The sequence below is a fragment of the Amycolatopsis sp. NPDC049252 genome (genome assembly GCF_043197175.1).
Classification (GTDB): domain Bacteria; phylum Actinomycetota; class Actinomycetes; order Mycobacteriales; family Pseudonocardiaceae; genus Amycolatopsis.
The window spans coordinates 1-25,913 of record NZ_JBICSQ010000099.1 but is presented as its reverse complement, the minus strand read 5'-3'; the positions used below and the strand labels follow the sequence as shown (position 1 = coordinate 25,913).

Sequence of the window (25,913 nt, the reverse complement as noted above, 5' to 3'; positions counted from 1 at the left end):
CCGGAGCCACCGGAGTGGCAGAACGGGATGCCGCAGTCCATGCACCGCGACGCCTGCTTGCGGACGTCTTCGTTGCGCTCGCCCGGATCGACGTCGGCGTAGACCTCGCCCCACGAGGAAAGCCGTTCCTCGTAGGACTTCTTCTTCGGCTCGTCGCGGTCGTACTTGAGAAAGCCGGTCGGGTCAGCCACGAGCGGCCTCCATGATCGCCTCGTCGACGTCGCGGCCGGCGGCCTTCGCCGCCTTCGCCGCGTCCAGGACCCGCTGGTAGTCGCGCGGCATCACCTTGGTGAACGCCACGGACCGGCGCGGCCAGTCGCCGAGCAGCGACGCGGCCACCGCGGAGCGGGTGAGATCGTAGTGCTGTTGCACGGTTTTCTTCAGCCAGGCCAGATCGTCCGCGGTCGGCTTGAGCAGGTCCACCATGTCCTGGTTGACCTTCTTGCGGTCGACGTCGAGCAGGAACGCGATGCCGCCGGACATGCCGGCCGCCAGGTTCCGCCCGGTCGGGCCGAGCACGACGGCGCGGCCGCCGGTCATGTACTCGAAGGCGTGGTCGCCCACACCCTCGGCGACGACGGTGGCGCCGGAGTTGCGGACGCAGAAGCGCTCGCCGACCTGGCCGCGCAGGAAGATCTCGCCGCCGGTCGCGCCGTAGGCGATCGTGTTGCCCGCGATCGTCTGCGCCTCGGCGGCGAAGGACGCCGTCGGGTCGGGCCGGACGATGATCCGCCCGCCGGACAGGCCCTTGCCGACGTAGTCGTTCGCGTCGCCGACCATGTCGAGGGTGATGCCGCGCGGCAGGAACGCGCCGAGCGACTGGCCCGCGGACCCGGTGAGCAGCACGTGGATCGTGCCCTCCGGCAGGCCTTCCCCGCCGTAACGACGGGTGATCTCCGAGCCCAGCAGCGTGCCGACGGTCCGGTTCACGTTGCGCACCGGCAGTTCGAGCCGCACCGGGTGCGCGTCCTCCAGCGCCGCCTCGGCGAGCTGGATGAGCGTGCGGTCCAGGGCGTGCTCGAGGCCGTGGTCCTGGCCGCGGGTGCGCCGCTTCGCGCCGCCGTAGGGCGTCTCGGAGGGCACCTCGAAGATCGGCGACAGGTCGAGCCCGGACGCCTTCCAGTGGTGCACGGCCTCGTCGGTGTTCAGCAGCTCGGCGTGCCCGATGGCCTCGTCGAGCGTGCGGAAGCCCAGCGCGGCCAGGGTTTCGCGGACTTCCTGGGCGATGAACTCGAAGAAGTTCACCACGTGCTCGACCTGGCCGGTGTAGCGCTTGCGGAGCTCGGGGCTCTGCGTGGCGACACCGACCGGGCAGGTGTCGAGGTGGCAGACGCGCATCATGATGCAGCCCGCGACGACGAGCGGGGCCGTCGCGAAGCCGTACTCCTCGGCGCCGAGCAGCGCCGCGATGACCACGTCGCGCCCGGTCTTCATGGCCCCGTCCACCTGCACGGTGATCCGGTCGCGCAACCCGTTGAGCAGCAACGTCTGCTGGGTCTCGGCGAGGCCGATCTCCCACGGCGTGCCCGCGTGCTTGAGCGAGTTCATCGGGGACGCGCCGGTGCCGCCGTCGTGGCCCGAGATGAGCACGACGTCGGCGTGCGCCTTGGACACGCCCGCCGCGACCGTGCCGACGCCCAGCGAGGACACCAGCTTCACGTGGATGCGGGCGTGCTCGTTGGCGTTCTTGAGGTCGTGGATCAGCTGCGCCAGGTCCTCGATGGAGTAGATGTCGTGGTGCGGCGGCGGCGAAATGAGCCCGACGCCCGGCGTGGAGTGCCGGGTCCGCGCGATCCACGGGTACACCTTGTTCGGCGGCAGCTGGCCGCCCTCGCCGGGCTTCGCGCCCTGCGCCATCTTGATCTGGATGTCGTCGGCGTTGACGAGGTACTCGCTGGTGACGCCGAAGCGTCCCGAAGCGACCTGCTTGATCGCGCTGCGACGCTCGGGGTCGTAGAGCCGTTCCGGGTCCTCGCCGCCCTCGCCCGTGTTGGACCGGCCGCCGAGCCGGTTCATCGCGATGGCCAGAGTTTCGTGCGCCTCGGCCGAAATCGAGCCGTACGACATCGCGCCGGTGTTGAAGCGCTTGAAGATCGCCTCGGCCGGCTCGACCTCGTCGAGCGGCACCGGCTCGCGGACGCCGTCGCGGAAGGAGAACAGCCCGCGCAGCGTGCCGCCCTCGCGGTAGAGGCGGTGCACCTCGTCGGTGTAGGAGCGGTACACCTCTTCGCGACCGGTCTTGGACGCGTGCTGCAGCAGGAACACCGTCTCCGGCGTGAACAGGTGCAGCTCGCCCTCGCGGCGGTAGGCGTACTCGCCGCCGGTGTCGAGCCCGCGGTGGACCCGGTCGGTCGGGTTGTCCGGGTACGCGCGGCGGTGCCGGACGGCGACCTCTTCGGCGAGCACCTCGAGGCCGACCCCGCCGAGCTTCGACGACGTCCCGGTGAAGTACTCGTCGAGCAGGTCCTGGGCCAGGCCGAAGGATTCGAAGACCTGGGCGGCGGTGTACGCGCCGACCGTCGAGATGCCCATCTTGGACATGATCTTCAGGACGCCCTTGACGAGCGCCTGCACGTAGTTGCGGACCGCCTTGGCCGGTTCGATGCCGGTGACCGCACCCTGCCCGATCATGTCCTCGATGGTCTCGAAGGCCAGGTACGGGTTCACGGCGGCGGCGCCGTAGCCGAGCAGGACCGCGATGTGGTGCACCTCGCGGGCGTCCCCGGTTTCGACGACCAGCGCGACGCGCAGACGCTCCTTGGTGCGGACCAGGTGGTGGTGCACCGCGGAAACCAGCAGCAGCGACGGGATCGGCGCCATCCGGTGGTCGGAGTCGCGGTCGGACAGCACCAGCGTGCGCGCGCCGGCGGCGATCGCTTCGGATGCCTCCCGCCGAACCCGCTCGATCGCCGCGGCCAGCGCCTCGGCGCCACCGTCCACTTCGTACAGTCCGGAAAGGACACTGCACGCGAAGCCCGGGAGGTCGCCGTCGTCGTTGATGTGGATGAGCTTGGCCAGCTCGTCGTTGTCGATCACCGGGTAGGGCAGCTTCAGGTGCCGGCACGAGGCCGGGCCCGGGGCCAGGAGGTTGCGCTCCGGGCCCATGATCCGCGCCATGCACGTGACGAGCTCTTCGCGGATCGCGTCGAGCGGCGGGTTGGTCACCTGCGCGAAGTTCTGCTTGAAGTAGTCGTAGAGCAGGCGGGATCGCTGGGACAGCACCGCGGGCGGCGTGTCGGTACCCATCGAGCCGATCGGCTCGGCGCCCTTCTCGGCCATCGGCGCGAGCAGGATCTTGAGCTCTTCCTCGGTGTAGCCGAAGGAAAGCTGGCGCCGCAGCACCGAGTCGTGGCTCTGCACGACGTGGTCGCGGTCGGGCAGCTCGGCGAGCTTCAGCAGGCCGGCGTGCAGCCAGCCCTCGTACGGCAGGTCCTTGCCCAGCTCGGACTTGACCTCTTCGTCGTCGACGATCCGGCCGGCGTCGGTGTCCACCAGGAACATCCGGCCGGGCTTGAGCCGTCCTTTCGCGACGACGTCCTTCGGCGCGACGTCCAGCACGCCGGCCTCACTGGCGAGCACGACGCGGTCGTCGGCGGTGCGCCACCAGCGCGCCGGGCGCAGGCCGTTGCGGTCGAGGACCGCGCCGACCAGCGTGCCGTCGGTGAAGGTGACGCAGGCCGGGCCGTCCCACGGTTCCATGAGACTCGCGTGGAACTGGTAGAACGCGCGGCGCGCGGGCTTCATCGTCGCGTGGTTCTCCCACGCCTCCGGGATCATCATCAGCACCGCGTGCGGCAGCGACCGGCCGCCCAGGTGCAGCAGCTCCAGGACCTCGTCGAACGACGCCGAGTCCGACGCGTCCGCCGAGCAGATCGGGAACAGCCGGGTCAGGTCGCCGGGGATGAGGTCGGATTCGAGCAGCGCCTCGCGGGCCCGCATGCGGTTGCGGTTGCCGCGGATGGTGTTGATTTCCCCGTTGTGGGCGACGAACCGGAACGGGTGCGCGAGCGGCCACGACGGGAAGGTGTTGGTGGAGAAGCGGGAGTGGACCAGGGCGATGGCGCTTTCCAGCCGCTCGTCGCGCAGGTCGGCGAAGAACGCGGGCAGCTGCTCCGGCGTGACCATGCCCTTGTAGACGATCGTGCGCGAGGACAGCGACGGGAAGTACGTGCCGCAGCCCGCGATCCCGCTCTCGTGCTCGGTGCGCTTGCGCAGGCAGAACGCGAGCCTGTCCAGTTCCAGGCCGGCGGCCCCGCTGCCGGACACGAAGAGCATGGCGAAGTGCGGCATCACCGAACGGGCGCTCGGGCCGATGTCGGCGCGGTCGGCGTCGACCGGGACCTCGCGCCAGCCCAGTACTTCGAGTCCTTCTTCGACGGCGATGCGTTCGGCCAGCTCGACGGCCTTGCGGCGCTGCTCGGCGTCGGCGGGCAGGAAGGCGATTCCGGCGGCGTACCGGTGGTGGCCGCGCTCGTCGGGTCCGGGCAGCTCGAAACCGGCTTCCGCGCGCAGCAGCTCGTCGGGCAGCTGCAGCAGGATGCCGGCGCCGTCGCCGCTGGTGGGTTCGGCGCCGGCGGCGCCGCGGTGGTCCAGATTGGTCAGCGCGGCGAGGCCGTCGGTGACGATGCCGTGGGAACGGCGTCCGCGGATGTCGGCCACCATGGCCACACCACAGGAGTCCTGTTCGGTCTCCGGATCGTAGAGACCCTGCTTGCCGGGAATGGCGGAGAAGATCATGAAGGGACCTCCTTCGTCGTCTGTTCGTGCTGGCCGGGCTACCGGCCGGGAAGCTTGCACGGGACGACGATGGCCCGCTTGTTAGCGCGACTTTAACACCTGGGAAACATGCCAGCATCAATTCAGAGCGCCCCGAGCGACGTCGGACGGTAACGATCTGGCTGCGTGGAACGACGTAGTTCCTGATGGGTTCCTGGTAGTTCGCTCTGCTAAGTATACGTCCCGGAAACCTTCGTCAAGTCTAACGTGACATGGCCGACGCCGGCCCGTCGAACCGCCGCCATCCCCGGTTCAACTCCGCCGTTCACAGCCCTGCCGGAACCAACTAGAACGTGTTACTTTTCCTCGCATGATCCTCGACCGGTTCCGCCTGCCAGGACAGGTCGCGGTGGTCACCGGCGCCGGACGCGGGATCGGCGCGGCCACCGCCGTGGCCCTCGCCGAAGCGGGCGCCGACGTGGTCATCGCCTCCCGGACCGCGGCCCAGCTCGAAGAAGTGGCTTCCCGGGTGTTCTCGGCGGGCCGCCGGGCCCACGTCGTCCCCCTCGACCTCGCCGACCCGGCCGCCGCCGCGACGCTCGCCGCGGTGGCCGTCGAGGAGTTCGGGCGGCTCGACCTGGTGGTCAACAACGTCGGCGGCACCTACCCGCGCCCGCTGATCGAGACGACCCCCGAGTTCCTCGAGGAAGCGTTCCGCTTCAACGTCTCGACGGCGCACGCGCTGACCGTGGCGGCGGCGCCGTCGCTGATCAAGACGGGCGGCTCGGTCGTCAACATCTCGTCGATCATGGGCCGGGTCAGCGGCCGCGGCTTCGTCGCGTACGGCACGGCGAAGGCGGCGCTCGCCCACTGGACCCGCCTCGCGGCGGCCGACCTCGCGCCCAAGGTGCGGGTCAACGCGATCTCGGTCGGCTCGGTCGCGACGTCGGCGCTGGAGATCGTGGTCGGCAACCCGGAGCTCAAGGAGAAGATGGAGTCCGCGACGCCGTTGCGCCGGATCGGCGAGGCCGAGGACATCGCGGCGACCGTGGTCTTCCTGGCCTCCCGCGCCGGCGGCTACATCACGGGCAAGATCCTCGAGGTCGACGGCGGGCTCCAGGCCCCCAACCTGGAGCTGGGCCTGCCGGACCTCTGACCCTCAGCTCTCGTCGGTCTTCTTCGGCTCGTCCACGACCGGGGTTTCCTCCGCGGGCTTCTCGGCCGGGGCTTCCGCGGGCACCTTCACGGCGTCTTCGTCGTCGGCCGCGGCCGCTTCCGGCGCGGGCGCCACGACCGCGTCCTTGCCCGCCAGCAGCTCCGGGGCCTCGCGCGGCCCGCGCTTGGCCGCCACCACGAAGTAGATCACCGCGGCCAGGAACAGCAGGATCGACGTCCAGACGTTGACGCGCAGGCCGAGGATGTGGTTCGCGGTGTCGGTCCGCATCATCTCGATCCAGCCGCGGCCCACCGTGTAGCCCGCGACGTACAGCGCGAACACCCGGCCGTGGCCGAGCTTGAACCGGCGGTCGGCCCACACGATCGCGGCCGCGACCAGCAGGTTCCAGATCAGCTCGTACAGGAACGTCGGGTGGACCGGGCTCTCCGGCAGCGGGATGTGCCCGGTCGCGACGCCGTTGAGCAGGTTCTCCGGGTCCTCCGGGTTGAAGCGCTGGAAGACCTCCAGGCCCCACGGCAGGTCGGTGTGCGCGCCGTAGAGCTCCTGGTTGAAGTAGTTGCCGATGCGGCCGATGGCCTGGGCGACGACGATGCCGGGGGCGATCGCGTCGGCCATCGCCGGCAGCGGGACGCCCTTGCGGCGGCACGCGATGAGCGCGCCCACCGCGCCGAGCGCGATGGCCCCCCAGATGCCGAGGCCGCCGTCCCAGATCGCGAACGCGTTCCAGGGGTTCTTGCCCTCGGTGAAGTACAGCTCGGGGTCGGTGATCACGTGGTACAACCGGCCGCCGACCAGGCCGAACGGCACGGCGTACACGGCCATGTCGATGACCGTGCCCTTGGTGCCGCCCCGGGCGGCCCAGCGCCGCTCCCCCCACCAGATCGCCACGATGATGCCGGCGATGATGCACAGGGCGTACGCACGGATCGGGATCGGTCCCAGGTGCCACACCCCGCGGTCGGGGCTGGGGATCGTCGCGAGGTAGGCGGAAATCACCGGGCCACCGTAGCGCTAGGCCGGCTCCGCATCCACAGCGGCCAGGTAGCCCGCCACCAGCGCGTGCGCCACCTGGACGACGGCCTCGTCACGCGGGAGGAACCGGTCGTCGTGGAGGCTGGGCACGCCCGCGGTGTCCCCGAGGCCGACGAACAGCATCAGGCCGCGCGTCGCGCCGCCGCAGTAGTGGGCGAAGTCGTCCGCGCCGAACGAGCGGAACTGGTCGTCGACGGTGAACCCGCCGTGCCGCAGCCAGCGCTGCGCGCCCGCGGCCAGTGCCGGGTCGTTGTCCAGCACCGGCTCGCACGGGTTGATCTTCAGCTCGGCCGTGCAGCCGTGCGCCTTCGCCGTGCCGTGCACGATGTCCGCCAGCGTCTCCAGCGCGCGCTCGCGGTCCTTCTCGCGCATCAGGCGCAGCGAGCCCAGCGCGGTCGCGCTGTTCGGGACGACGTTGGCCGCGGCGCCGGCCTGGATCCGGCCGATCGAGCAGACCGCGCCGAACACCGGGTCGATCCGGCGCGACGCGAGCTGCTGCAGGCTCACGACCAGCTGCGACAGCGCCAGGATCGGGTCACGCAGCAGGTGCGGGTAGCCCGCGTGGCCGCCCTGGCCGTGCATCGTCACCTCGAACTCGTCGGTCGAGGCGTTCACCGGGCCGGGCACCGCCGACACGACGCCGTGCGCGATCCGCGGCTGGACGTGCGCACCGATCACCGTGCGCACCCCGGCCTCGGGCAGCACACCGGACTCGACGACGTCGAGCGCGCCGGGCGGCGACGTCTCCTCGCGCGGCTGCAGCAGCGCGAGGATCGGCCGCGGGACGCCGACCCGCACCGCCGCGCGGGCCACCGCGACCAGCGCGGCGAGGTGGACGTCGTGGCCGCACGCGTGCATCAGCTCGTTGCCCGACGCCCAGGGCACGCCGGTGCCCTCCAGCACCGGGAGGGCGTCGAGCTCGGCCCGCAGCGCCACGCCCGGGCCCTCACCGCCGGGCAGCGGGATCGCGCGGCCGGTCTTGGCGACGCGGACGCCGTCACCCGCGCCGATCGCCTCGGTGACCAGCCCGGCGGTGTCCTCCTCGTCGCCGGAGCCGCGCGGGTCGGCGTGCACGGTGTGCCGGAGGGCGACGGCGGCGGGCAGCTCGTCGTCGATCGCCCGGGTCCACCGGGTCCACAGGTCGCTCACGCGTGCTCCAAGCGGTAGATCCTCTTCGCGTTCTCGTGTCCCACCAAAGCACACAGCCGGACGGCGTCCACTTCGGACATCCGGTCGGCGGCCAGCGCGGCACGCACGAAGTCGGACAGGCCTTGGCGGAACAGGGCCGTGCCCAGGTGGTACAGCTCGGCGAGGCCGAACGCGTCGGTCGAGAACAGCACCTTCCCGAACGGCGCGAGCTCCAGCAGCTCGGCGAGGATCGCGGGCGCCCGGAACCCCGCGTTGTGCGTGCTGAGCCCGACGTCCACGAACACGTGCTCGAAGACCTGCGCGAGGTAGGCGGCGTTGCGGTGGAACGGGTAGTTGTGCAGCAGCAGGATCGGCACCCCCCGATCGCGCGTCGCCCGCAGCAGGCCGGTGAGCAGCAGCGGGTCGCAGCGGTGCAGGTCGACGTCGGAGTCGCCGTAGCCGACGTGGAACTGCACCGGCAGGCCCAGGTCGAGCCCGGTCCAGACGAGGTGGCGGTGCAGCACCTCGTCGGCCAGCCGGACGGTTCCGGTGCGCAGCCGGCGTCCCGCCGCGGCCGCGACCTCACCGGCGGTGGGGCGCTCGGGGTTCAGGTCGAGGCCGACCCGGTAGGCGGCGATCGACTTGAACCCGACCGCCGTGGCGGCGCGTTTTCCCAGTTCGTCGGCGAAGGCCGCGGCGAACCCGGCCGCGGTCGTGCCCGGGAGCACCGCCTCCGCGACCTGTTCCAGCCGGACGACGTCGTGCACCCGGGCGGCGGCGAGCGCGCCGAACTCCGGCGCGGTCGTCAGCGCGTCCGGGAGGAACCCGCCGTCCAGCAGGAAGTCGGTCGTGCCGGTGCCGCGCAGGAAGCGCCGGGCCACCTCGGCCGCGCCCAGCTCGGCGCGGCGGGCGAGGTAGGCGTCGGCCGGGGCGTGCTTCGGCAGGTCGAGCACCGGCGCGCAGCGTTCCCGCACGGCCAGGCCGATCAGCGAGTCGAACAGGCTGGTGCCGAGCGGCGAGGTCGTGTCCGCCTCGGTGAGCATGGCCTCGAAGCCCGCGCGGGCCACGTCTTCGGTGACCACGCCGTGGCAGTGGTGGTCCACCAGCGGCAGGTCCGCGACGAACGGGAGCAGCTCGGTCATGCGCCTCCGTCCAGCGTGCCGATCCTCGCCCCCACCCTACGAGCGTAGGCGGGCGCGACCAGCACCAAGATCACCGCGAGCACGAGCACCCCGCCCGCCACCAGCGGGAACCACCGCGCCGGTCCTTCGGTCGGGTACGGCACCACGTTGACGTACACGGTGTACCCGAGCACGGCGAGCGCGCCGAGGGGGACCACGAGGTGCCACACCGGCACCCGCATGCGGCGCTTGACGAACAGCAGCAGGATCGCGCCGAGCGTCGTCAGCAGGTAGATCACCAGCAGGATCAGCGTCCCGATCGAACCCGACCACGCGAAGGTGTCCGACGCCGTCGCGCCGAAGAACACCGCGCACACCACGATGATCAGCGCCGCCACCGCCGTCACCACGCCGACCGCGGCCACCGGCGTGCCCTTCGCCGACGTCCGGCCGATGCCGCGGCCGCCCACCGCGTCGCGGCCCAGGGCGAACAGCAGGCGCGAGCCGCCGACCACGCAGGCCAGGCAGCAGCCGAACGCGCTGATCGCGGCGCCGGCGCTGATCACGTCACCCGCCCACGAGCCGACGAAGCGGCCGCCGAGGTCGCCGAGCAGGGACGGCGAGTCGTGGAAGGCCGTCGCGTCCGAGCCGAACGCCATCATCTCGACGGCCGTGACCACGACGAAGTAGGCGCCGCCGAAGATCGCCGTGCCCAGGATGGCGCGCGGGATGGTGCGCTTCGGGTCGTGCGTCTCCTCGCCGAGCGTCGCGGCGGCTTCGAACCCGGCGAAGGACAGGAAACCGAACACCGCGCCGAGGAACACGCCGGACAGCCCGGTTTCCGGGACGAACACGTCCAGGGTGAACCGGCCGCCCCCGGGCGCGCCGCCGGCGATCAGCCGGACCAGGATCACCACCGTCACCAGCAGGATCAGCGCGATCGTGGCCCCTTCGACGACGAGCAGCGTGCTCGTGCCGCGCCGGGCGGGCGCCACCGCGAGCAGCCAGCTGCCGGCCAGGGCGACGCCGGTCAGCACGAACGGTCCCCAGGACGGCGGGTCCGGCCAGATGCCGGCCTGGGTGAGAAAGGCCGTCCCGAGCGTGCCCGCCGCGGAGCTGGTGACGACGGCGTAGAAGGTGTACGTGCCGAGGAGACCGATGCCGGAGACGACACCGGCGCGCGGGCCGAGCGTGGCGCCGACGAACGCGTAGACCGAACCCGCGTGCTGGTAGTACTGGCAGAGCTTGACGAAGCCGTACGCGACCAGCAGCACGCCGACCGCCGAGAGCAGGAAGGCGAGCGGGACCGCGCGGCCGGCGGCGGCCGCGGTCTGCTGGGGGTTGATGTTGGCGGCCATGCTGGGGGCCATCAGCGCCACGGACAGGCCGACGGCCTGCCAGACGGACAGCGATCGGCGCAGGCCTGGACGGGTTTCGACGGTGTCTGACACGATCTCCACCTCTTCCTGTGTGGAAGCATCCAGTGAACATCGACGGGGGCGGAATGAGCCAGCTCGATCGGGCGGAACTCGCACAGCAGGGCGCCATCCGGGCCGACGGCCTGCGCGCGGCCGGGGTGGAGCTGGTCGCGCTGACCTTCGTGGACAACAGCGGCATCACACGCACGAAGGCGGTCCCGGTCGACCGGCTGTGGTCGGCGGCCGCGTGGGGCGTCGGCGCGTCCCACTCGTTCGACTTCTTCCTGGCCACCGACGAAATCGTCGGCGGCCGCTACTCGCGCGGCCCGGTCGGCGACCTGCGGCTGCACCCGGACCTCGACGGGCTCGTCCCGCTGGCCGCGCAGCCGGGCTGGGCGTGGGCCCCGGCGAACCGCTACGACCAGGAGGGCACCCCGCACCCGCAGGACGCGCGGGCGCTGGCGGCCGCGGCGACCGCGCGGCTCGCGTCGCTGGGCTACAACGTCCGGACGGCCTTCGAGATCGAATGGGTGATCACGGCGGCGGACGCGCCGGACGACCCGCGCTCGGCGACGGCGGGCCCGGCCTACGGCTACGCGCGGCTTTCCGCGCAGGCACCGTACCTGCGCGCGCTGGTGTCCACCTTGGCCGCGCAAGGTGTTGCGGTGGAACAGATCCACCCCGAATACGCGGCCGGGCAGTTCGAGCTGTCGGTGGCGGCGGACGACCCGGTGCGCGCGGCCGACATCGCGGTGCTGACGCGCGAGACGATCCGGGCGGTCAGCGAGCAGCACGGGCTGCGCGCGTCGTTCACGCCGAAGTTCGCGCCGGGCGGGGTCGGCAACGGCGGCCACGTGCACCTGAGCCTGTGGGACGGCGACCGCAACCTGTGCGCCGGCGGCGACCGGCGGTTCGAGCTGACCGCGACGGCGGAGGCGTTCGCCGCCGGCATCTACACGCGGCTGCCCGCGCTGCTGGCGATCGGCGCGCCGTCGGTGGTCAGCTACCTGCGGCTGGAGCCGCACCACTGGGCGGGGGTGTTCCTGGCGTGGGGCCTGGAGAACCGCGAGGCGCCGCTGCGGCTGGTGCGGGGCGCGGCCGGCCAGCGCGACCGGGCGGCGAACTTCGAGGTCAAGTGCTTCGACCTGACCGCGAACCCGTACCTGGTGGTGGCCGCGCTGCTGTTCGCCGGGCTGGCGGGCCTGGAGTCCGGGGCGACGCTGCCGGACCCGGTCGACGTCGACCCCGGGACGCTGCCCTCGGCCGAGCGCCTGCCGCGGACGCTGGCCGAAGCCGTCGCGGCGTTCAAGGCGGACGACGAGCTGACGAAGGCGTTCGGTCCCGAGCTGGCCACCACGTTGATGGACGTTCGCCTCGGGGAGATCGACCGGCTCGGGAGCCTGGCGCCGGACGAGCTGTGCGCCGTGATGCGCTACCTGCACTGAGCTCTTTTCGCCCGGCACGGCGCGCCAAGAATGCGGCTTTTCCGCCGATTCTCGACAGAAGTCGTTGCCACCGAACGACTTTCGCGGCACAGAATCATCCGGATACGGTCCTGTGATCATCCCGTTATCTGTGCTAGCGTCCTGCGCCGGGTGAGGTGAGGAGGCCGAAAGAAGGCACGATCCATGCCAGACGCACGTCCACGCCACCGGCAACGGCCCTGGAAGCTCAAGGTGACCGTCGCGGTGGCGGCAGCGTCGCTGGGCGCGGTCGGGATCGCGGTGGCCGCACCGCGCACCCCGGCGCCGACGCCCGTGACCGCGACCCCGAATCCCGGATGCACCCTCAAGGTGCCCGAAGACCCGCTGTCCGCGCGTGGCCTGGCCACGCCGTACCGGCTCGGCGCGACCGACCCACGCTCGGGCGCGTGCCACGAATCCGTGGACGCGCAGGGCGCCTTCGTCGAGGCGACGATCCTCGACCCCGCCACCGGCGCGCTGTCGGTGTACCACCCGCTCGTGGTCGACGAGGGCCGGGCACCCGCCGCGCCGCCGGTCGTCCCGGCCCTGCCTCGGGGCGCCGTCGTCGGGCTGTGGTTCGGCTTCAACGGCGACACGCTCACCCTCGGCGGCAGCCCGGCCGCACTCCGGGCGGGCCGCTGCGTCAACGGCCTGGGCCGCTCACTGTTCGGGCAGGTCGGCTTCTGCGACGCCCAGGCGTTCTTCGACGCGGCGAACGCCGCCGCGTCGGCCGGCAAGCTGCGGATCCCGCCGCTGGGCCGGGCGAAGGACGGCCGGGCGTGCCCGTCCGTGCGCGACTTTTCCCTGGTGGACCAGGACCAGAGCGACAACGTCACCACGACCTACCTCGCGACGCCGGACGGCCGGACGGCCCAGGCCACGACGGCCAACTCCCGCGCGCTCGGGAAACCGGGCGTCCTCGCCAACGGAAGCGACAACCGGCTGCTCGACGCGTTCGTGGACCCGGCCCTGGGCTGCACGCCGTTCACCGCACCGGACCTCACCGACCGTGGCCGGCCCACGACGTCTCTCGCGCTCAACGAACTGCAGGCCGCGGCCGGGCAGCGGGCACCGGTCGCCCTCGTGCCCCAGGGCGACCCCATGACGCTCGTCGACGGGAAACCCAGCGTTGCCAAGGCGAACCTGTACCGCGCCGGCGTCGACCAGCCCCCGCTCGACCGGCGGGCCGGCAGCACCCGGTCGTACTGCCGGAACCTGCGGACGGCCGGGCTGGACCGGCTCACCGCCGACCGCCGCCTGCTGCGGACGGCGCCGTCTCCGGACGACGGCGTCGGCCTGCTGAAGTTCCTGACCGACCGGCTCCAGGGTTCGCTGCAGCAACTGGGCTGCACGCACCCGGCGGCATCGGCCCATCCCGAGGCGGCCGCCGAGCCCGACCCGGCCGACCAGGCGGCGGCTTCCGCGGCCGTGCGGACGCTCGACACGCTCAAGAACGGCTGAGGTTCCCGGGGGCCGTCCGGCGGGACGGCCCCCGGCTCACCCGGCCAGCGCCTTCGCGACTTCGGTCCGGAGCTGCGGCAGCTTGGCGTAGAGCCGGTCGCCGGGGCATTCGGTGTTGTAGTAGTCGCGGTGGCCCTTGATCTCCTCGACCGGGATGCCGTACTGACGGCAGACGTAGGCGCAGAACACGACCAGCGAGTCCCATTGCGACTGCGGGGGTTCGACGCTGGTGTAGAGGCCTTCGTTCTCGATGCCGATGGCGTTGGTGTTCTGACCGGGACAGTGCGCGCCCTGGATCATGGTGGTCCGGCCGCGCAGCGCGTCGAGGCTGCCGTGCCGCCCTTCCAGCCGGTAGCCGCCGCGGCTGACGGTGAAGTGCTGGCCGGTGTCGGACCAGCCGTTGTTGTCCATGTGGTCGTGCTGATCGTCGCGCGCGACCTGGAAGGCGTGCTCGAGGGAGTAGTCGGTGCTGTTGGCGCTCGCGATGTGGTGGATGAGGATGCGGTTCGCCGGGTGGTCGAGGGTGACCAGCTCGTCCGACGGCGGCCGGGCGCCCCACTCGGCACAGCTGTAGATCCGCGGGGCCGCCGCGGCGTTCGCCGCGCGGGGCAGGAGCAGGCCGGCCGCCCCGGCGACGGCGAGACCGGTGGCACCGCGGAGGAACGTGCGCCGCGGGAGGTGTCCGATGTCCATGGGCGGGACTCTGCCGCGGCCGCGTACAGCTTTTGTACAAAGCCCAGTCAGGCCAGGATGATCCCGGCTTCGAAGGGCCTAGAGGGTCGCGGTGTCCGGCTCTCCCGGCTCGACCAGGAGGTAGAACGGGATCAGGGCCTCGGCGTAGAGCGCACGCTTGAGGATCCGGTCCCGCGCCTCGGTCAACGGCGAGACGATCTCCGCTGCCAACAGCACATCACGTGCGGCGTAGGCCACGGTGTCGACTGGCAGCAGGTCAAGATCACCAGGTAAGGGATCAAAGATCCGTTGGTGCGCCGAGTCCGGCGCCGGGCCTACCAGAACGACCCGTCGACGAGTTCGATCCGGCACAACGAAGATTGCTCCTCAGGCAGCCTGAAGAGATCGTCGACCGTGCAGCCCTCGGGACGTAGTTGTATCCGCACCTTTCGCAGTCACACGAAGAGTATGCGGATCACCACCGACAGTTTCCGACTCAACCCGCCGAGGCCAGCTCGGACGCGCCGCTGTACAGCTTGATCTTGAACTGGATGTGCTCCTGGTGCTCGCGCAGCCGCTCGATCTGGGCCTCGACGCGGGCCTCGTGCTCGCGCAGGACCTCGAGGCGCTCGTCCTGGGTCGCGTCGCCCGAGCGCAGCAGCTCCACGAACCGCAGCATCTCCGCCACCGGCATGCCCGTGTACCTCAGGCAGCGCAGGAGCTGCAGGAACTCCACGTCGTGGTCGGTGAACGTGCGGCGGCCGCCCGCGGTGCGGCCGACGTGGTGCAGCAGGCCGATGCGCTCGTAGTACCTGAGGGTGTCGATGGTGAAGCCGGTCTTTTCGGTCACCTGGGCCGGGGTGTAGGACGTCACCGGCTCAGAGTGACACCTGGAGTGGGCTCCAGGTCAAGCGGTGGCGACCGCCCGGCGTACCCCGTCGGCCAGTTCCGCGGACAGCCGGTGCACCCCGGAAGGGCCCTCGGCCGCCGCCGTGACCAGGGCCGAGCCCACGATCACCGCGTCCGCGAACGACGCCACCTCGGCCGCCTGGTCGCCCGAACGCACGCCGAGGCCGACGCCGATCGGGAGGCTCGTGTGCGCCCGCGTGCGGCGGACCAGCGTCTCCGCGCCCGAGCCGACCTGGTCACGGGCACCCGTCACGCCCATCACCGCGGTCGCGTAGATGAAGCCCGAGGCCGCCGCGACCGTCTTCGCGAGCCGCTCCTCCGACGACGACGGCGCCACCAGGAACGTCCGGTCCAGGCCGTGGGCCTCCGACGCGGTCATCCACTCGCCCGCCTCGTCCGGGATCAGGTCCGGCGTGATCAGGCCGAGGCCGCCCGCCGCGGCGAGGTCCCGCGAGAAGCGGTCGACGCCGTAGCGGTGCACCGGGTTCCAGTACGTCATGACCACCGCGCGGCCGCCGCGCGCCGAGATCGACTCGACGACCTCGAACACGTGCTTGAGGCGGAAGCCGTTGTCCAGCGCGGTCACCGACGCGGCCTGGATGGTCGGGCCGTCCATCACCGGGTCCGAGTACGGGACGCCGACCTCGATGAGGTCCGCGCCGCCGTCGATCGTCGCCGCGATCAGGTCCTTCGACGCGGCGACCGTCGGGAAGCCCGCCGGGAGGTAGCCGATCAGGGCGCCGCGGCCCTCCGCGCGCGTCGTGGCGAAGAGGTCGTCGATCCCGCTCACTTGTCCACCAGCCCGAACCACTTCGCCGCCGTGTCCATGTCCTTGTCGCCGCGGCCGGAGAGGTTGACGACGATCAGGCCCTCCGGTCCGAGCTCGCGACCCAGCACCAGGGCGCCGGCCAGCGCGTGCGCCGACTCGATCGCCGGGATGATGCCCTCGGTCCGCGACAGCAGCTTGAACGCGTCCATCGCCTCGGCGTCGGTGACCGGGCGGTACTCGGCACGGCCGGTGTCCTTCAGCCACGCGTGCTCCGGGCCGACACCCGGGTAGTCCAGCCCGGCGGAGATCGAGTGCGACTCGACCGTCTGGCCGTCCTCGTCCTGCAGCAGGTACGTCATCGCGCCGTGCAGGTTGCCCGGCGTGCCCTTGGTCAGGGTCGCGCCGTGCCGGTTGCCGTCGATGCCCTCGCCACCCGGCTCCAGGCCGACCAGCCGCACGGACGGGTCGTCGTAGAAGCCCGAGAAGATGCCGATCGCGTTCGACCCGCCGCCGACGCAGGCCGCGACGACGTCGGGCAGGCGGCCGGCCTGCTCGAGGATCTGCTCGCGGGCCTCGGTGCCGATGACGTGGTGGAAGTTGCGGACCATCGCCGGGAACGGGGCCGGGCCGGCCGCCGTGCCGAACAGGTAGTGCGTGGTGTCCGAGTTGGTCACCCAGTCGCGCAGCGCCTCGTTGATCGCGTCCTTCAGCGTCCGCGAACCGGTCTTGACCGGGATGACCTCGGCGCCGAGCAGCCGCATGCGGGCCACGTTCAGCGCCTGGCGCTCGGTGTCGACCTCGCCCATGTAGACGACGCAGTCGAGGTCGAGCAGCGCGCACGCGGTGGCCGTGGCCACCCCGTGCTGGCCCGCGCCGGTCTCGGCGATGACCCGCTTCTTGCCCATGCGCTTGGTGAGCAGCGCCTGGCCCAGCACGTTGTTGATCTTGTGCGAGCCGGTGTGGTTCAGGTCCTCGCGCTTGAGGAACACGCGCGCCCCGCCGGCGTGCTCGCCGAAGCGCTTGGCCTCGGTGAGCAGCGACGGGCGGCCCGCGTAGTCCTTCAGCAGGCGGTTGAACTCGTTCAGGAACTCCGGGTCGTGCCGGGCCTTCTCGTACTCGGTGGCGACCTCGTCGACGACGCCGATCAGCGCCTCCGGCATGAACCGGCCGCCGTACGGGCCGTAGTAGCCGCGCTCGTCCGGGTCGTGTTCGGGGTTGTGCTCTTCGGTCACCGGGAGGGCCTCGGGCAGGCGGGGTGCGAACCGGCGGTGACCAGCTTGACCAGGGCGCCCTTCGGGTCGCCCGAGGCGACGAGCCCTTCGCCGACCAGCACCGCGTCGGCGCCGTGCCCGGCGTAGGACATCAGGTCGCCCGGCCCGCGGACGCCCGACTCGGCGACCTTGTAGACGTCCATCGGCAGGCCGGGGGCCAGCCGCGAGAAGACGTCGCGGTCCACCTCGAGGGTGTGCAGGTTGCGCGCGTTGACGCCGATGACCTTGGCGCCCGCTTCGAGGGCGCGGTCGGCCTCCTCGGCGTTGTGGATCTCCACCAGCGCGGTCATGCCCAGCGACTCGACCCGGTCGAGCAGCGCGGCGAGCGCGTTCTGCTCCAGCGCGGCGACGATCAGCAGCACCATGTCGGCGCCGTGCAGGCGGGCCTCGTGCACCTGGTAGGGGCTGACGACGAAGTCCTTGCGCAGCACCGGAACGTCCACGGCGGCGCGGACCGCGTCCAGGTCGGCCAGCGAGCCGCCGAAGCGGCGCTGCTCGGTCAGCACGCTGATCACCCGCGCGCCACCGTCCTGGTAGTCCTTGGCCAGCGAGGCGGGGTCGGGGATGTCGGCCAGGTCGCCCTTGGACGGGCTGCGGCGCTTCACCTCGGCGATCACGCCGATGCCGGACTCGCGCAGCGCGGTCATGACGTCGCGGGGCGGCTGTGCGGCGGCCGCGCGGATCTTCAGTTCGTCGAACGGCAGCGCGGATTCCCGCACGGCGAGGTCTTCCCGCACGCCGGCGACGATGTCTTCGAGCACGGTCACCGGGCGCCCCCGCCCGGGCTCGTGGTCACGGTTTCACTCGCAAGGTCGCTCACAAAAACCTTCCCCTTCCCGCCGAAACGATGCTAACCCCCGCATCCGAAGCGCCCGGTTCCGGGTGTGCGCGTTACTCCGAATGCCTGTCACGGGCATCCGTCGGGTCCTCGCCCTCCGACAGGGCTTCCCACAGCTCGGCGTCCGGATCGCGCACCTTCTTCCGGGTGGCCGGGGCCGCGTACTTCGCGCCCAGCCGGGCGCCGCGCCCGGCGCCCTTGACGGCTGCCAACCCGCCGGCGGCGACGAGAATTCCCCCGAGCACGGCCAGACCGCGCCCGAGCAGCATCTGCGTCACCGGAAGCCCGTCGGCGAAACCGCCGAACCGGACCCCGGCCACGCCCGACCACACCGCGGCGACCCCGGCCAGCGCCAGGACGACGCCGAGCACGCGCCGGGCCCAGCCGCCGGTGGCGATCACCCCGGCCACGCCCGCGAGCGCGAGCAGGGCCAGCGGCACGAGCGCCGTCGCGCGCTGTTCGCCGGTTTCGCGGTAGAGCACCGTCCCGCGCACGCCGCCGTCGCGGAACTCGGCGAACCAGGTCAGCCGGGACGCGCCCCACAACGCGAGCGCGCCCAGCAGGAGCGCCACGACGATCATCCACAGTGGACGCCGGGCCGGCTTCGCGGTGCCGGGCTCCGCGTCCCCGGTGGTCCGCGGCTCAGACACGAGCGGCGTCCGCGGCCGGGTCGAGCGGCCCCGCCGCCACCATGGTCTGGGCCGCCGCGACCGCCGAGAGCACGGTCCGCGCCTTGTTCAGCGACTCGGTGTCCTCGTAGTCCGCCACCGAGTCGGCGACCACCCCGCCCCCGGCCTGCACGTGCGCGATCCCGTCCTTCACCAGCGCGGTGCGGATCGCGATCGCCGTGTCGGCGTCCCCGGCGAAGTCGAGGTAGCCGACGACGCCGCCGTAGAGCGCGCGGCGCACCGGCTCCAGCTCCTCGATCAGCTCCATCGCGCGGACCTTCGGCGCGCCGGACAGCGTCCCGGCCGGGAAGCACGCGGTGACCGCGTCGAAGGCCGTCTTGCCCTCGGCCAGCTCGCCGGTGACGGTGGACACGATGTGCATGACGTGGCTGTAGCGCTCGATCTGGAAGAAGTCGACGACGCGCACGGTGCCCGGCTTGCAGACCTTGCCCAGGTCGTTGCGGCCGAGGTCGACGAGCATCAGGTGCTCGGCGCGCTCCTTCTCGTCGGCCAGCAGGTCCTTGGCCAGCTGGGCGTCCTCCTCCGGGTCGGCGCCGCGCCAGCGGGTGCCCGCGATCGGGTGCGTGGTCGCGCGGCCGTCCCGCACGGTGACCAGGGATTCCGGGCTGGACCCGACGATGTCGAAGCCCTCGAGCCGCAACAGGTACATGTACGGGCTCGGGTTGGACGTCCGGAGCACGCGGTAGATGTCGAGCGCGTCGGCGGCGGTCGCGATCTCGAACCGTTGCGAAGGCACGATCTGGAACGCTTCGCCGGCCTTGATCGCCTCGACGGCCTTCTCGATCGCCGCGTGGAAGTCCTCCTTGGAGCGCTTCCGGGTGAACTCCGGCTCGGGCCGGTCGAACGCGGCGACGGTGGCGGGCGCGGGCACCTGCAGCTGCTCGGTCATCGCGCCCAGCCGGGCGACAGCGTCGTCGTAGGCCGCGTCCACGCGCTCGGGCGAGTCGTCCCAGTTGACGGCGTTGGCGATGAGCGTGACCGTGCCCTCGTGGTGGTCGAACGCGGCCAGGTCGGTGGCCAGGAGCATGGTGAGCTCGGGGATGTCGAGGTCGCGCTCGGCCAGCTCGGGCAGCTTCTCGAGCCAGCGGACGGCGTCGTAGCCGATGTAGCCGACCATCCCGCCGGTGAGCGGCGGCAGGCCGGGCAGCGCCTCGGTGTGCAGGGCCTCGATGGTCTCGCGCAGCACGGTCAGCGGGTTGCCCTCGGCCGGCAGGCCGACCGGCGGGGTGCCGGTCCAGACCGCTTCGCCGTCGCGGACGGTGAGCGCGGCCGGGCTGCGGACGCCGATGAACGACCAGCGCGTCCAGGAGGCGCCGTTCTCCGCGGACTCGAGCAGGAACGTGCCCGGCCGGTCGGCGGCGAGCTTGCGGTACACCCCGATCGGCGTCTCTCCGTCGGCGAGCACCCGGCGCACGACCGGGATCACGCGGCGGCTTTCGGCGAGGGCGCGGAACTCCGCCCGGGACGGGCTGACCGAGCCGGGGCCGGTCGAACCGGCGAAAGCGCTGACCATGAACCTCATTGTGCTGCACCCCGGGAGCCGGGATGCGCGGGGTCCCAAATTCAGCAAATGTTGAATTAAAGACCGGGGATGAGTCATGATGGAGGCGTGAGCACCACCGACAACCCCGAGACTACGGCGCGCCGGCGCGGCCGGCGGCCCGCGGGCCAGGACACGCGCACGGCGCTGATCGACGCCGCGCGGGCGGTGTTCGCCGAGAACGGGTACGACGGGGCGACCGTGCGCGCGATCGCCACCCGCGCCGGGGTCGACGCGGCCATGGTCAACCACTGGTTCGGCAGCAAGGAAGGCCTGTTCGCCCGCGCGGTGCTCGAGCTCCCGTTCGACCCCCAGGAGCTGATGGAAACCCTGCGCGACGGCCCGGACGAGGAGTTCGGCGAGCGGATCGTCCGCACGTTCCTCACCCGCTGGGACAGCGCGGGCGGCGGGGTGTTCGTGGCGCTCATCCGCAGCGTCGCCGGCCACGAGCAGGCCGGCCACGTGCTGCGCGACTTCTTCCAGAAGTTCTTCACGCACGTGCTCTCCTCGGTCGGCTCCGACCAGATCCCGCTGCGCACGACGCTCTGCGCGTCCCAGCTGGTGGGCATGGGCATGATCCGCTACGTGGCGAAGTTCGAGCCGCTGGCGACGTCGGAGATCGAGACGCTGGTCGCCGCGGTGGCCCCGAACGTGCAGCGCTACATCAGCGGCGACATCGGCTAGGCGGCGGCCCGGTCCGGCGGTGTTTCCCCCGGTGACGGGCGGCCACGCCGTCTCTTCGCGAACGCCGGCACCGCGTAGGGACGCTCGTGTCCCGGGCGGGGCGGGAACAGCACCACCATCGCGCGGCCCCAGCCGCCGATCCAGGCGCGGCGCTCGGGGCGCTTCCTCAGCGAGGTGGCGCCGTGTGTCGAGAACGCCGCGCGCAACGTCATGCGCGAGCCGTCGCCGTAGCGGACGTGGATCTCCGGCATCTGCCGTCCCCCGCGGGCCAGGTGGTCGACCACGACGGTCACGGAGGCGACGCGCCAGCCCGTGGCCCGCACCGCCCGGTACCGCCGCGACCAGCCCCCGGCCGCCACCAGCGACCACGGCAGCCCGGCGAGGGCGAGCAGCAGCGGCACGACCAGGAACCCGACGCTGTACTGGTTTTCGTTCCGCTCCTCGACCGTGCGGACGTGCACGGGATCGTCGCGGTCGTAGACGGCCGTCACCTCGTCGCCGGGCCGGTAGCGGCGGTCGGTGTCCCGCACGATCTCCTCGGTCAACGCCGTGTCGCCGACGTGGTAGCGCACCCACATCGACGGCGCGCCGTCACCGCTGTGCGGGTCGACGACGCGCACGACCACGCCGCCGGTACGGGCCCCGGTCGTCAGGAGGGCGTCGGCCGAGTACTCGACCAGGTCGAGGCCCACGATGCAGCCGGCCAGCACCCCGGCCCAGAGCAGCGCGATCACGAGGGCGCGCCGGGCGAGCGTCGGCAGCCGCCGGATCTCCTCGTCGAGGTCTTCCCCGTCGCGGCCTTCCCGCGGTGGCAGCCAGGGTTCGAAGTCCAGCCGCGCCCGCACGGTGGCGGCCCGCCGATCGCCGGCCCGGATCCGGTGCGCGGCCAGGGCGGTGAGCGCCGCCGAACCGGCGAGCGCGCCGACGTCGGCCGCGAGTTCGCCGTCTTCGAACGGGTACCCCGGTTCGGCCAGCGAAACGGCCGTGCCGATCACGAACACCACGAAGACCAGCGCGCACAGCGCCTCGACGGCCAGCCACGCCCGTCTCGCCCGCCCCGGTTCCATTCCGTCACCTGGAACGGAAACCCGCGTCCCGGACAGTGCCTGCGTTACCGGGACAGCAGCAGCGCGACGAGCGTCACCACACCCGGCACGACCTGCACGAACAAGATGCGCTTGTTCGCCGTCACCGCGCCGTAGATGCCCGCGACGATCACGCAGACGATGCCGTAGAGCTTCAGCTGGAAGCCCGTCGGGTCGCTGGCGATCAGGCCCCAGACCAGCGCGAGCGCCAGGAAACCGTTGTAGAGCCCCTGGTTCGCGGCCAGCGGCGCGCTCTCCTTGGCGAACTCCTCGGTGGTCCCGAAGGCCGCGCGGCCCCGGGGAGTGGTCCAGAGAAACATCTCCAGAACGACGATGTAGACGTGGATCAGGGCGACCAGCCCGACCAGGATGTCGGCGGCGATCTTCACGCGGTGTGCTCTTTCTCGTCGGCCAGGAGCAGGCGCTCCTCGGTGTCGAAACAGGTGTGCGTGCCGGTGTGACAGGCCGGGCCGGTCTGGTCCACACGCAGCAGGACGGTGTCGCCGTCGCAGTCGATCCGCACCTCGCGGACGTGCTGGTAGTGCCCGGACGTCTCGCCCTTGACCCACAGCTTCTGCCGGCTGCGCGAGAAGTACGTGCCACGGCGGGTGGACAGGGTCGCCGCGAGGGCGTCGTCGTTCATCCACGCCATCATCAGCACGTCCGAGGTGGCGTGCTCGACGACGACCGCGGCGATCAGGCCGTCGGCGTTGCGCTTGAGGCGCGCCGAGACGCCCGCGTCGAGGGTCATGCATCGACTCCCAGCAGGTACCGCTTCAGCGGCATCGAATTCAACAGGACGAAGGCGTAGCCGTACCCGGCGAAGGACAGGCCGGAGAACAGCTTGTTGAACCACAGTTCGGCGCCCAGCAGCAGGAACGCGTGCAGCAGCGCGAACACCACGGTGACGATCAGGCCGGCGATGCGGGCGCTGCCCCTCTTCACCGCGAGCCCGGTGGTCACGACCCCGCCGAGGATCAGCGCGAGCGCGGGCACCCGGTAGATGTTCAGGCTGGATCCCGCGCTGAGCACCGGGATCAGGTCGAGCAGGGCCCACGCCACCGGCAGGCCGACCAGCAGGCCCGCGACGACCTTGACCTCGACGGGCGCTTGCCAGGACTTCATCGGACCTCCACCCCGCCGTCGCGCAGCGCGGTCTTGACCTCGCCGATCTTCAGCTGGCCGAAGTGGAACACGCTGGCGGCGAGCACGGCGTCCGCGCCGGAGCGCACCGCGGGCAGGAAGTGCTCCAGGGCGCCCGCTCCCCCGCTGGCGATCACCGGCACCCGCACGGCCTTGCGCACCAGCTCGATCAGCTCGATGTCGAAGCCGTTCTTGGTGCCGTCGGCGTCCATCGAGTTCAGCAGGATCTCGCCGACGCCCAGCTCCTCGCCGCGCGCGGCCCACTCGACAGCGTCGATGCCGGTGCCACGGCGGCCGCCGTGGGTGGTGACCTCGAACCCGGACGCCGTCGGCTCGCCGCCCTCGGGCACGCGGCGCGCGTCGACCGACAGCACGATGCACTGGGCGCCGAACCGGCGCGAGGCCTCGTGGAGGAACTCCGGCCGGGCGATCGCGGCGGTGTTGATGCTCACCTTGTCCGCGCCGGTGCGCAGCAGCCGGTTGACGTCGTCGTTGCTGCGGACGCCGCCGCCGACGGTCAGCGGGATGAAGACCTGCTCGGCGGTGCGGCGGACCACGTCGTAGGTGGTTTCGCGGTCGCCCGAAGACGCCGTGACGTCGAGGAACGTCAGCTCGTCGGCTCCCTCGGCGTCGTAGCGACGGGCCAGCTCGACGGGGTCGCCGGCGTCGCGGAGGCCGGCGAAGTTGACGCCCTTCACGACCCGGCCCGCGTCGACGTCGAGACAGGGGATCACCCGCACCGCGACAGACATGGTCACCAGCGTAGTCAAGGGCGCTCTAGGCTCGGGCAATGGCACAGGCGGGGCGGCGGCCGGGGCAGACGGAGACGCGGGAGAAGATCCTCGACGCGGCCCGGCACCGGTTCGCGGAGCTGGGGTACGACGGCGCGACGGTCCGCGGGATCGCCGCCGACGCCGGGGTGAACGCGGCGCTGCTGCACCACTTCTTCGGCAGCAAGCAGCAGCTGTTCGCGGCCTCGATGAACCTGCCGGTGAACCCGGCCGACCTGGTCCCGGCGATCCTCGCGGGCCCGCGTGCCGGACTGGGCGAACGGCTGGTGCGCGCCTTCCTGGCCGTCTGGGCGGTCCCCGAGGGCCGGACGCCGTTCGTCGCGATGCTGCGGGCCGCGGCGACGAACGAGCAGGTCGCGCTGATGATGCGCCAGTTCATCGAGCGCGCGGTGCTGGCCGAGGTCGCCCGTGCGCTGGACGTGCCGAAGGTCCGCGTCACCGGGATCGCCGCGCAGATGATCGGGCTGGCGCTGCTGCGGTACGTGATCAAGCTCCCGCCGCTGGCCGACGCGGACGACGAGGAGATCGTCGCGCTGCTCGCGCCGGTCGCGCAGTACTACCTCGACCCGGCACCCACCCCGTGAACCCGGGCCCGGAAATACTTCCTGCCCGCGTGCAGCAGCCCGCCCGCCTCGTGCGTCCATAGGGTGACGAAGGGACGTACGTGGGCTTCGAAGAGTTCGTGGAGGAGCGGCTGGACGGGCTGCTCCGCTACGCGACCGTCCTGACGAACGACCCGCACCTCGCGCAGGACATCGTGCAGGACGTCCTGCTGCGCGCGCAGCAGCGCTGGGACGGCATCGACGCCCCGCCGAGCTACGTCCGCCGGATGGTCACCAACGAGTACCTGTCGTGGCGCCGCCGGGCCGTGCGGCGGATGGTGCCGAGCAGCCACGACGTCCTCGACGCGCTCTCCCCGCCCGAAGCCGATCCCGCCACCGCCTACGACGAGCGGGACGCGATGCTCGGCCGGCTCGCGACGCTGCCCCGCAAGCAGCGCGCCGCCGTCGTGCTGCGCTACTACGAGAACTACTCGGACGCCGAGATCGCCGCCGTGCTGCGCTGCGGCACGTCCACCGTGCGCAGCCAGATCTCCCGCGCGCTGGCGACCCTGCGCGAAGCGCCCGAGCCCGAACCCCTGATCGTGTCCATCAAGGCCGGAGCCCCCGAATGACCCGCAGCGACCACGACACCGAGACGCTGATCCGGGAGAGCCTCGACCGCCTCGCCGCCCGCGCGCCGGACGGCCACGCGGTCCGGGACGCGCTCGCCGACGCCCGGCGCCGCCGCCCGGTCGCGCGGCTGACCCTGGTGGCGGCCGCCGTGGTCGTGCTGGTGGCCGGCGTCTTCGCCGGCACGCAGCTGCTGACGAGGACCCCGGACCTCGAGCCGGCGGCGGGCCGCCCGGTGCTCGGGTACACCCCCGGCTGGCTGCCCGGCGGCTTCACCGAGCAGTACCGCGAGGGTGGCCCGGGCCTCACGCCGCAGGTCCGCCGGTGGTCCGCCGGGCCGGCGGAGATCACGCTCACGGCGTATTCGACGGCCGATCCAGAGTGGTCGGGGCCGGTTCCCAAGCTCGCGTCGGCCCGGGACCAGACCATCGTGCACGGCCGGATCGCCATGATCACCGGCGACACCACCACGGCCGCCCTGCTCACCTGGACCGCCGACGACAAGCACGTGCTCACCGCCCGGGTCGGCGGGGTGCCGGACGCCCGCGCCGTCGCCCAGCGGATCGCCGATTCGGTCGAGGCGGCGCCGGTCGGCGTCCGCGGCGAGCTGCGGTTCGGGCCGCTGCCGGCCGGGCTCGCCGAACGCTCGGCCGCCGTCCGGGGCACCGGCCCGGACGACGCGAGCACCGAGCTGACCGCGGCCGACCCGGCCAGCCCGGCCGACCCGGCGGTGACGGCGGCCGTCGGCGCGGGCTCCCCCGGGGTCGGCGGCGGGGGGCCCCCCCCCCCCCCCGGGCGCCGGGCCCCCCCCGCCGCAGCGCGCGATCGACGACG

The 25,913-nt window shown here is 72.2% G+C and carries 25 protein-coding genes and 1 pseudogene; 7 read left to right on the top strand and 19 right to left on the bottom strand.

Annotated elements, in window-relative coordinates; all coding sequences use genetic code 11:
• Window positions 1-191, bottom strand: a pseudogene (gene gltD / locus ACGFMK_RS43850) (glutamate synthase); the annotation flags it as partial.
• Window positions 184-4,737, bottom strand: coding sequence for a glutamate synthase large subunit (gltB, locus tag ACGFMK_RS43845; RefSeq protein ID WP_392776219.1), 4,554 nt, complete (start codon window positions 4,735-4,737; stop codon window positions 184-186). The gene gltB and the pseudogene gltD, both read right to left, overlap by 8 nt.
• A gap of 349 nt (window positions 4,738-5,086) precedes the next feature.
• On the opposite strand from gltB, the gene ACGFMK_RS43840 reads away from it, so the two are divergent.
• Window positions 5,087-5,872, top strand: coding sequence for an SDR family oxidoreductase (locus tag ACGFMK_RS43840; RefSeq protein WP_392776216.1), 786 nt, complete (start codon window positions 5,087-5,089; stop codon window positions 5,870-5,872).
• 3 nt (window positions 5,873-5,875) lie between these two features.
• Here the strand turns inward: ACGFMK_RS43840 and lgt are convergent, their stop codons facing one another.
• Genes lgt through ACGFMK_RS43820 form a run of 4 tightly spaced genes read right to left on the bottom strand, consistent with a single transcriptional unit; the run spans window position 5,876 to window position 10,625 of the window.
• Window positions 5,876-6,889, bottom strand: coding sequence for a prolipoprotein diacylglyceryl transferase (gene lgt, locus ACGFMK_RS43835; RefSeq protein WP_392776213.1), 1,014 nt, complete (start codon window positions 6,887-6,889; stop codon window positions 5,876-5,878).
• Between the two features lie 15 nt (window positions 6,890-6,904).
• A complete protein-coding gene (locus tag ACGFMK_RS43830; RefSeq protein WP_392776210.1) occupies window positions 6,905-8,074 on the bottom strand; it encodes a M20 family metallopeptidase in 1,170 nt (389 codons plus the stop codon).
• Complete coding sequence (locus ACGFMK_RS43825; RefSeq protein ID WP_392776208.1) at window positions 8,071-9,195, bottom strand: amidohydrolase family protein; 1,125 nt, start codon at window positions 9,193-9,195, stop codon at window positions 8,071-8,073. The genes ACGFMK_RS43830 and ACGFMK_RS43825 overlap by 4 nt, the downstream gene beginning before the upstream one ends.
• A complete protein-coding gene (locus tag ACGFMK_RS43820) occupies window positions 9,192-10,625 on the bottom strand; it encodes an APC family permease (RefSeq protein WP_392776205.1) in 1,434 nt (477 codons plus the stop codon). Before ACGFMK_RS43820 ends, ACGFMK_RS43825 begins: the two co-directional genes overlap by 4 nt.
• Before the next feature lie 53 nt (window positions 10,626-10,678).
• Here ACGFMK_RS43820 and ACGFMK_RS43815 point away from each other — a divergent pair, with 53 nt between their 5' ends.
• On the top strand, window positions 10,679-12,037 hold the full coding sequence (locus ACGFMK_RS43815; protein ID WP_392776203.1) for a glutamine synthetase: 1,359 nt from the start codon (window positions 10,679-10,681) through the stop codon (window positions 12,035-12,037).
• Between the two features lie 183 nt (window positions 12,038-12,220).
• Window positions 12,221-13,516 carry a hypothetical protein gene (locus ACGFMK_RS43810; RefSeq protein WP_392776200.1) on the top strand — a complete coding sequence of 432 codons (1,296 nt, stop codon included), beginning with the start codon at window positions 12,221-12,223 and terminating at the stop codon, window positions 13,514-13,516.
• Between the two features lie 36 nt (window positions 13,517-13,552).
• Here the strand turns inward: ACGFMK_RS43810 and ACGFMK_RS43805 are convergent, their stop codons facing one another.
• From ACGFMK_RS43805 to ACGFMK_RS43770, 8 genes are all read right to left on the bottom strand, one after another.
• Complete coding sequence (locus tag ACGFMK_RS43805; RefSeq protein ID WP_392776197.1) at window positions 13,553-14,209, bottom strand: peptidoglycan recognition family protein; 657 nt, start codon at window positions 14,207-14,209, stop codon at window positions 13,553-13,555.
• A gap of 78 nt (window positions 14,210-14,287) precedes the next feature.
• Window positions 14,288-14,419, bottom strand: coding sequence for a hypothetical protein (locus tag ACGFMK_RS43800; RefSeq protein ID WP_392776195.1), 132 nt, complete (start codon window positions 14,417-14,419; stop codon window positions 14,288-14,290).
• A 265-nt stretch (window positions 14,420-14,684) separates the two neighbouring features.
• Window positions 14,685-15,062, bottom strand: a complete 378-nt coding sequence (locus ACGFMK_RS43795) for a MerR family transcriptional regulator (protein ID WP_392776192.1) — start codon at window positions 15,060-15,062, stop codon at window positions 14,685-14,687.
• 33 nt (window positions 15,063-15,095) lie between these two features.
• Window positions 15,096-15,887, bottom strand: a complete 792-nt coding sequence (gene trpA / locus ACGFMK_RS43790; protein ID WP_392776190.1) for a tryptophan synthase subunit alpha — start codon at window positions 15,885-15,887, stop codon at window positions 15,096-15,098.
• On the bottom strand, window positions 15,884-17,116 hold the full coding sequence (gene trpB, locus ACGFMK_RS43785) for a tryptophan synthase subunit beta (protein ID WP_392776224.1): 1,233 nt from the start codon (window positions 17,114-17,116) through the stop codon (window positions 15,884-15,886). The genes trpA and trpB overlap by 4 nt, the downstream gene beginning before the upstream one ends.
• Window positions 17,095-17,904, bottom strand: a complete 810-nt coding sequence (trpC, locus tag ACGFMK_RS43780; protein ID WP_392776187.1) for an indole-3-glycerol phosphate synthase TrpC — start codon at window positions 17,902-17,904, stop codon at window positions 17,095-17,097. Before trpC ends, trpB begins: the two co-directional genes overlap by 22 nt.
• A gap of 124 nt (window positions 17,905-18,028) precedes the next feature.
• On the bottom strand, window positions 18,029-18,556 hold the full coding sequence (locus ACGFMK_RS43775; protein WP_392776222.1) for a Trp biosynthesis-associated membrane protein: 528 nt from the start codon (window positions 18,554-18,556) through the stop codon (window positions 18,029-18,031).
• Window positions 18,557-18,617: 61 nt separating this feature from the next.
• A complete protein-coding gene (locus ACGFMK_RS43770) occupies window positions 18,618-20,177 on the bottom strand; it encodes an anthranilate synthase component I (protein ID WP_392776185.1) in 1,560 nt (519 codons plus the stop codon).
• 96 nt (window positions 20,178-20,273) lie between these two features.
• Between ACGFMK_RS43770 and ACGFMK_RS43765 the strand changes: the two genes are divergently transcribed.
• On the top strand, window positions 20,274-20,888 hold the full coding sequence (locus ACGFMK_RS43765) for a TetR/AcrR family transcriptional regulator (RefSeq protein ID WP_392776182.1): 615 nt from the start codon (window positions 20,274-20,276) through the stop codon (window positions 20,886-20,888).
• On the opposite strand, the gene ACGFMK_RS43760 is transcribed toward ACGFMK_RS43765, so the two are convergent.
• The 5 genes from ACGFMK_RS43760 to hisF are packed head-to-tail and all read right to left on the bottom strand — an operon-like array spanning window position 20,885 to window position 23,868.
• Complete coding sequence (locus tag ACGFMK_RS43760) at window positions 20,885-21,955, bottom strand: DUF3592 domain-containing protein (RefSeq protein ID WP_392776179.1); 1,071 nt, start codon at window positions 21,953-21,955, stop codon at window positions 20,885-20,887. The two genes, ACGFMK_RS43765 and ACGFMK_RS43760, sit on opposite strands and share 4 nt — an antisense overlap.
• Window positions 21,956-21,999: 44 nt before the next feature.
• Entirely contained in the window at window positions 22,000-22,362 is a 363-nt protein-coding gene (locus tag ACGFMK_RS43755; RefSeq protein ID WP_392776176.1) for a DUF1304 domain-containing protein, read from the bottom strand.
• Window positions 22,359-22,724: a phosphoribosyl-AMP cyclohydrolase gene (gene hisI / locus ACGFMK_RS43750; RefSeq protein ID WP_392776174.1), complete on the bottom strand. Its 366-nt coding sequence runs from the start codon at window positions 22,722-22,724 to the stop codon at window positions 22,359-22,361. The genes ACGFMK_RS43755 and hisI overlap by 4 nt, the downstream gene beginning before the upstream one ends.
• The gene (locus tag ACGFMK_RS43745) at window positions 22,721-23,098 is read right to left on the bottom strand and encodes a hypothetical protein (protein WP_392776171.1); all 378 of its coding nucleotides are present in this window, start codon (window positions 23,096-23,098) and stop codon (window positions 22,721-22,723) included. The genes hisI and ACGFMK_RS43745 overlap by 4 nt, the downstream gene beginning before the upstream one ends.
• Window positions 23,095-23,868: an imidazole glycerol phosphate synthase subunit HisF gene (hisF, locus tag ACGFMK_RS43740; RefSeq protein ID WP_392776169.1), complete on the bottom strand. Its 774-nt coding sequence runs from the start codon at window positions 23,866-23,868 to the stop codon at window positions 23,095-23,097. Before hisF ends, ACGFMK_RS43745 begins: the two co-directional genes overlap by 4 nt.
• 38 nt (window positions 23,869-23,906) lie before the next feature.
• Here hisF and ACGFMK_RS43735 point away from each other — a divergent pair, with 38 nt between their 5' ends.
• The 3 genes from ACGFMK_RS43735 to ACGFMK_RS43725 all read left to right on the top strand — a co-directional run.
• On the top strand, window positions 23,907-24,491 hold the full coding sequence (locus tag ACGFMK_RS43735; protein WP_392776166.1) for a TetR family transcriptional regulator: 585 nt from the start codon (window positions 23,907-23,909) through the stop codon (window positions 24,489-24,491).
• An 80-nt stretch (window positions 24,492-24,571) separates the two neighbouring features.
• Window positions 24,572-25,081 carry a SigE family RNA polymerase sigma factor gene (locus ACGFMK_RS43730; RefSeq protein WP_392776164.1) on the top strand — a complete coding sequence of 170 codons (510 nt, stop codon included), beginning with the start codon at window positions 24,572-24,574 and terminating at the stop codon, window positions 25,079-25,081.
• Window positions 25,078-25,913 (top strand): hypothetical protein (locus ACGFMK_RS43725; RefSeq protein ID WP_392776162.1); only part of this gene is annotated, 836 nt, incomplete at its 3' end. The genes ACGFMK_RS43730 and ACGFMK_RS43725, both read left to right, overlap by 4 nt.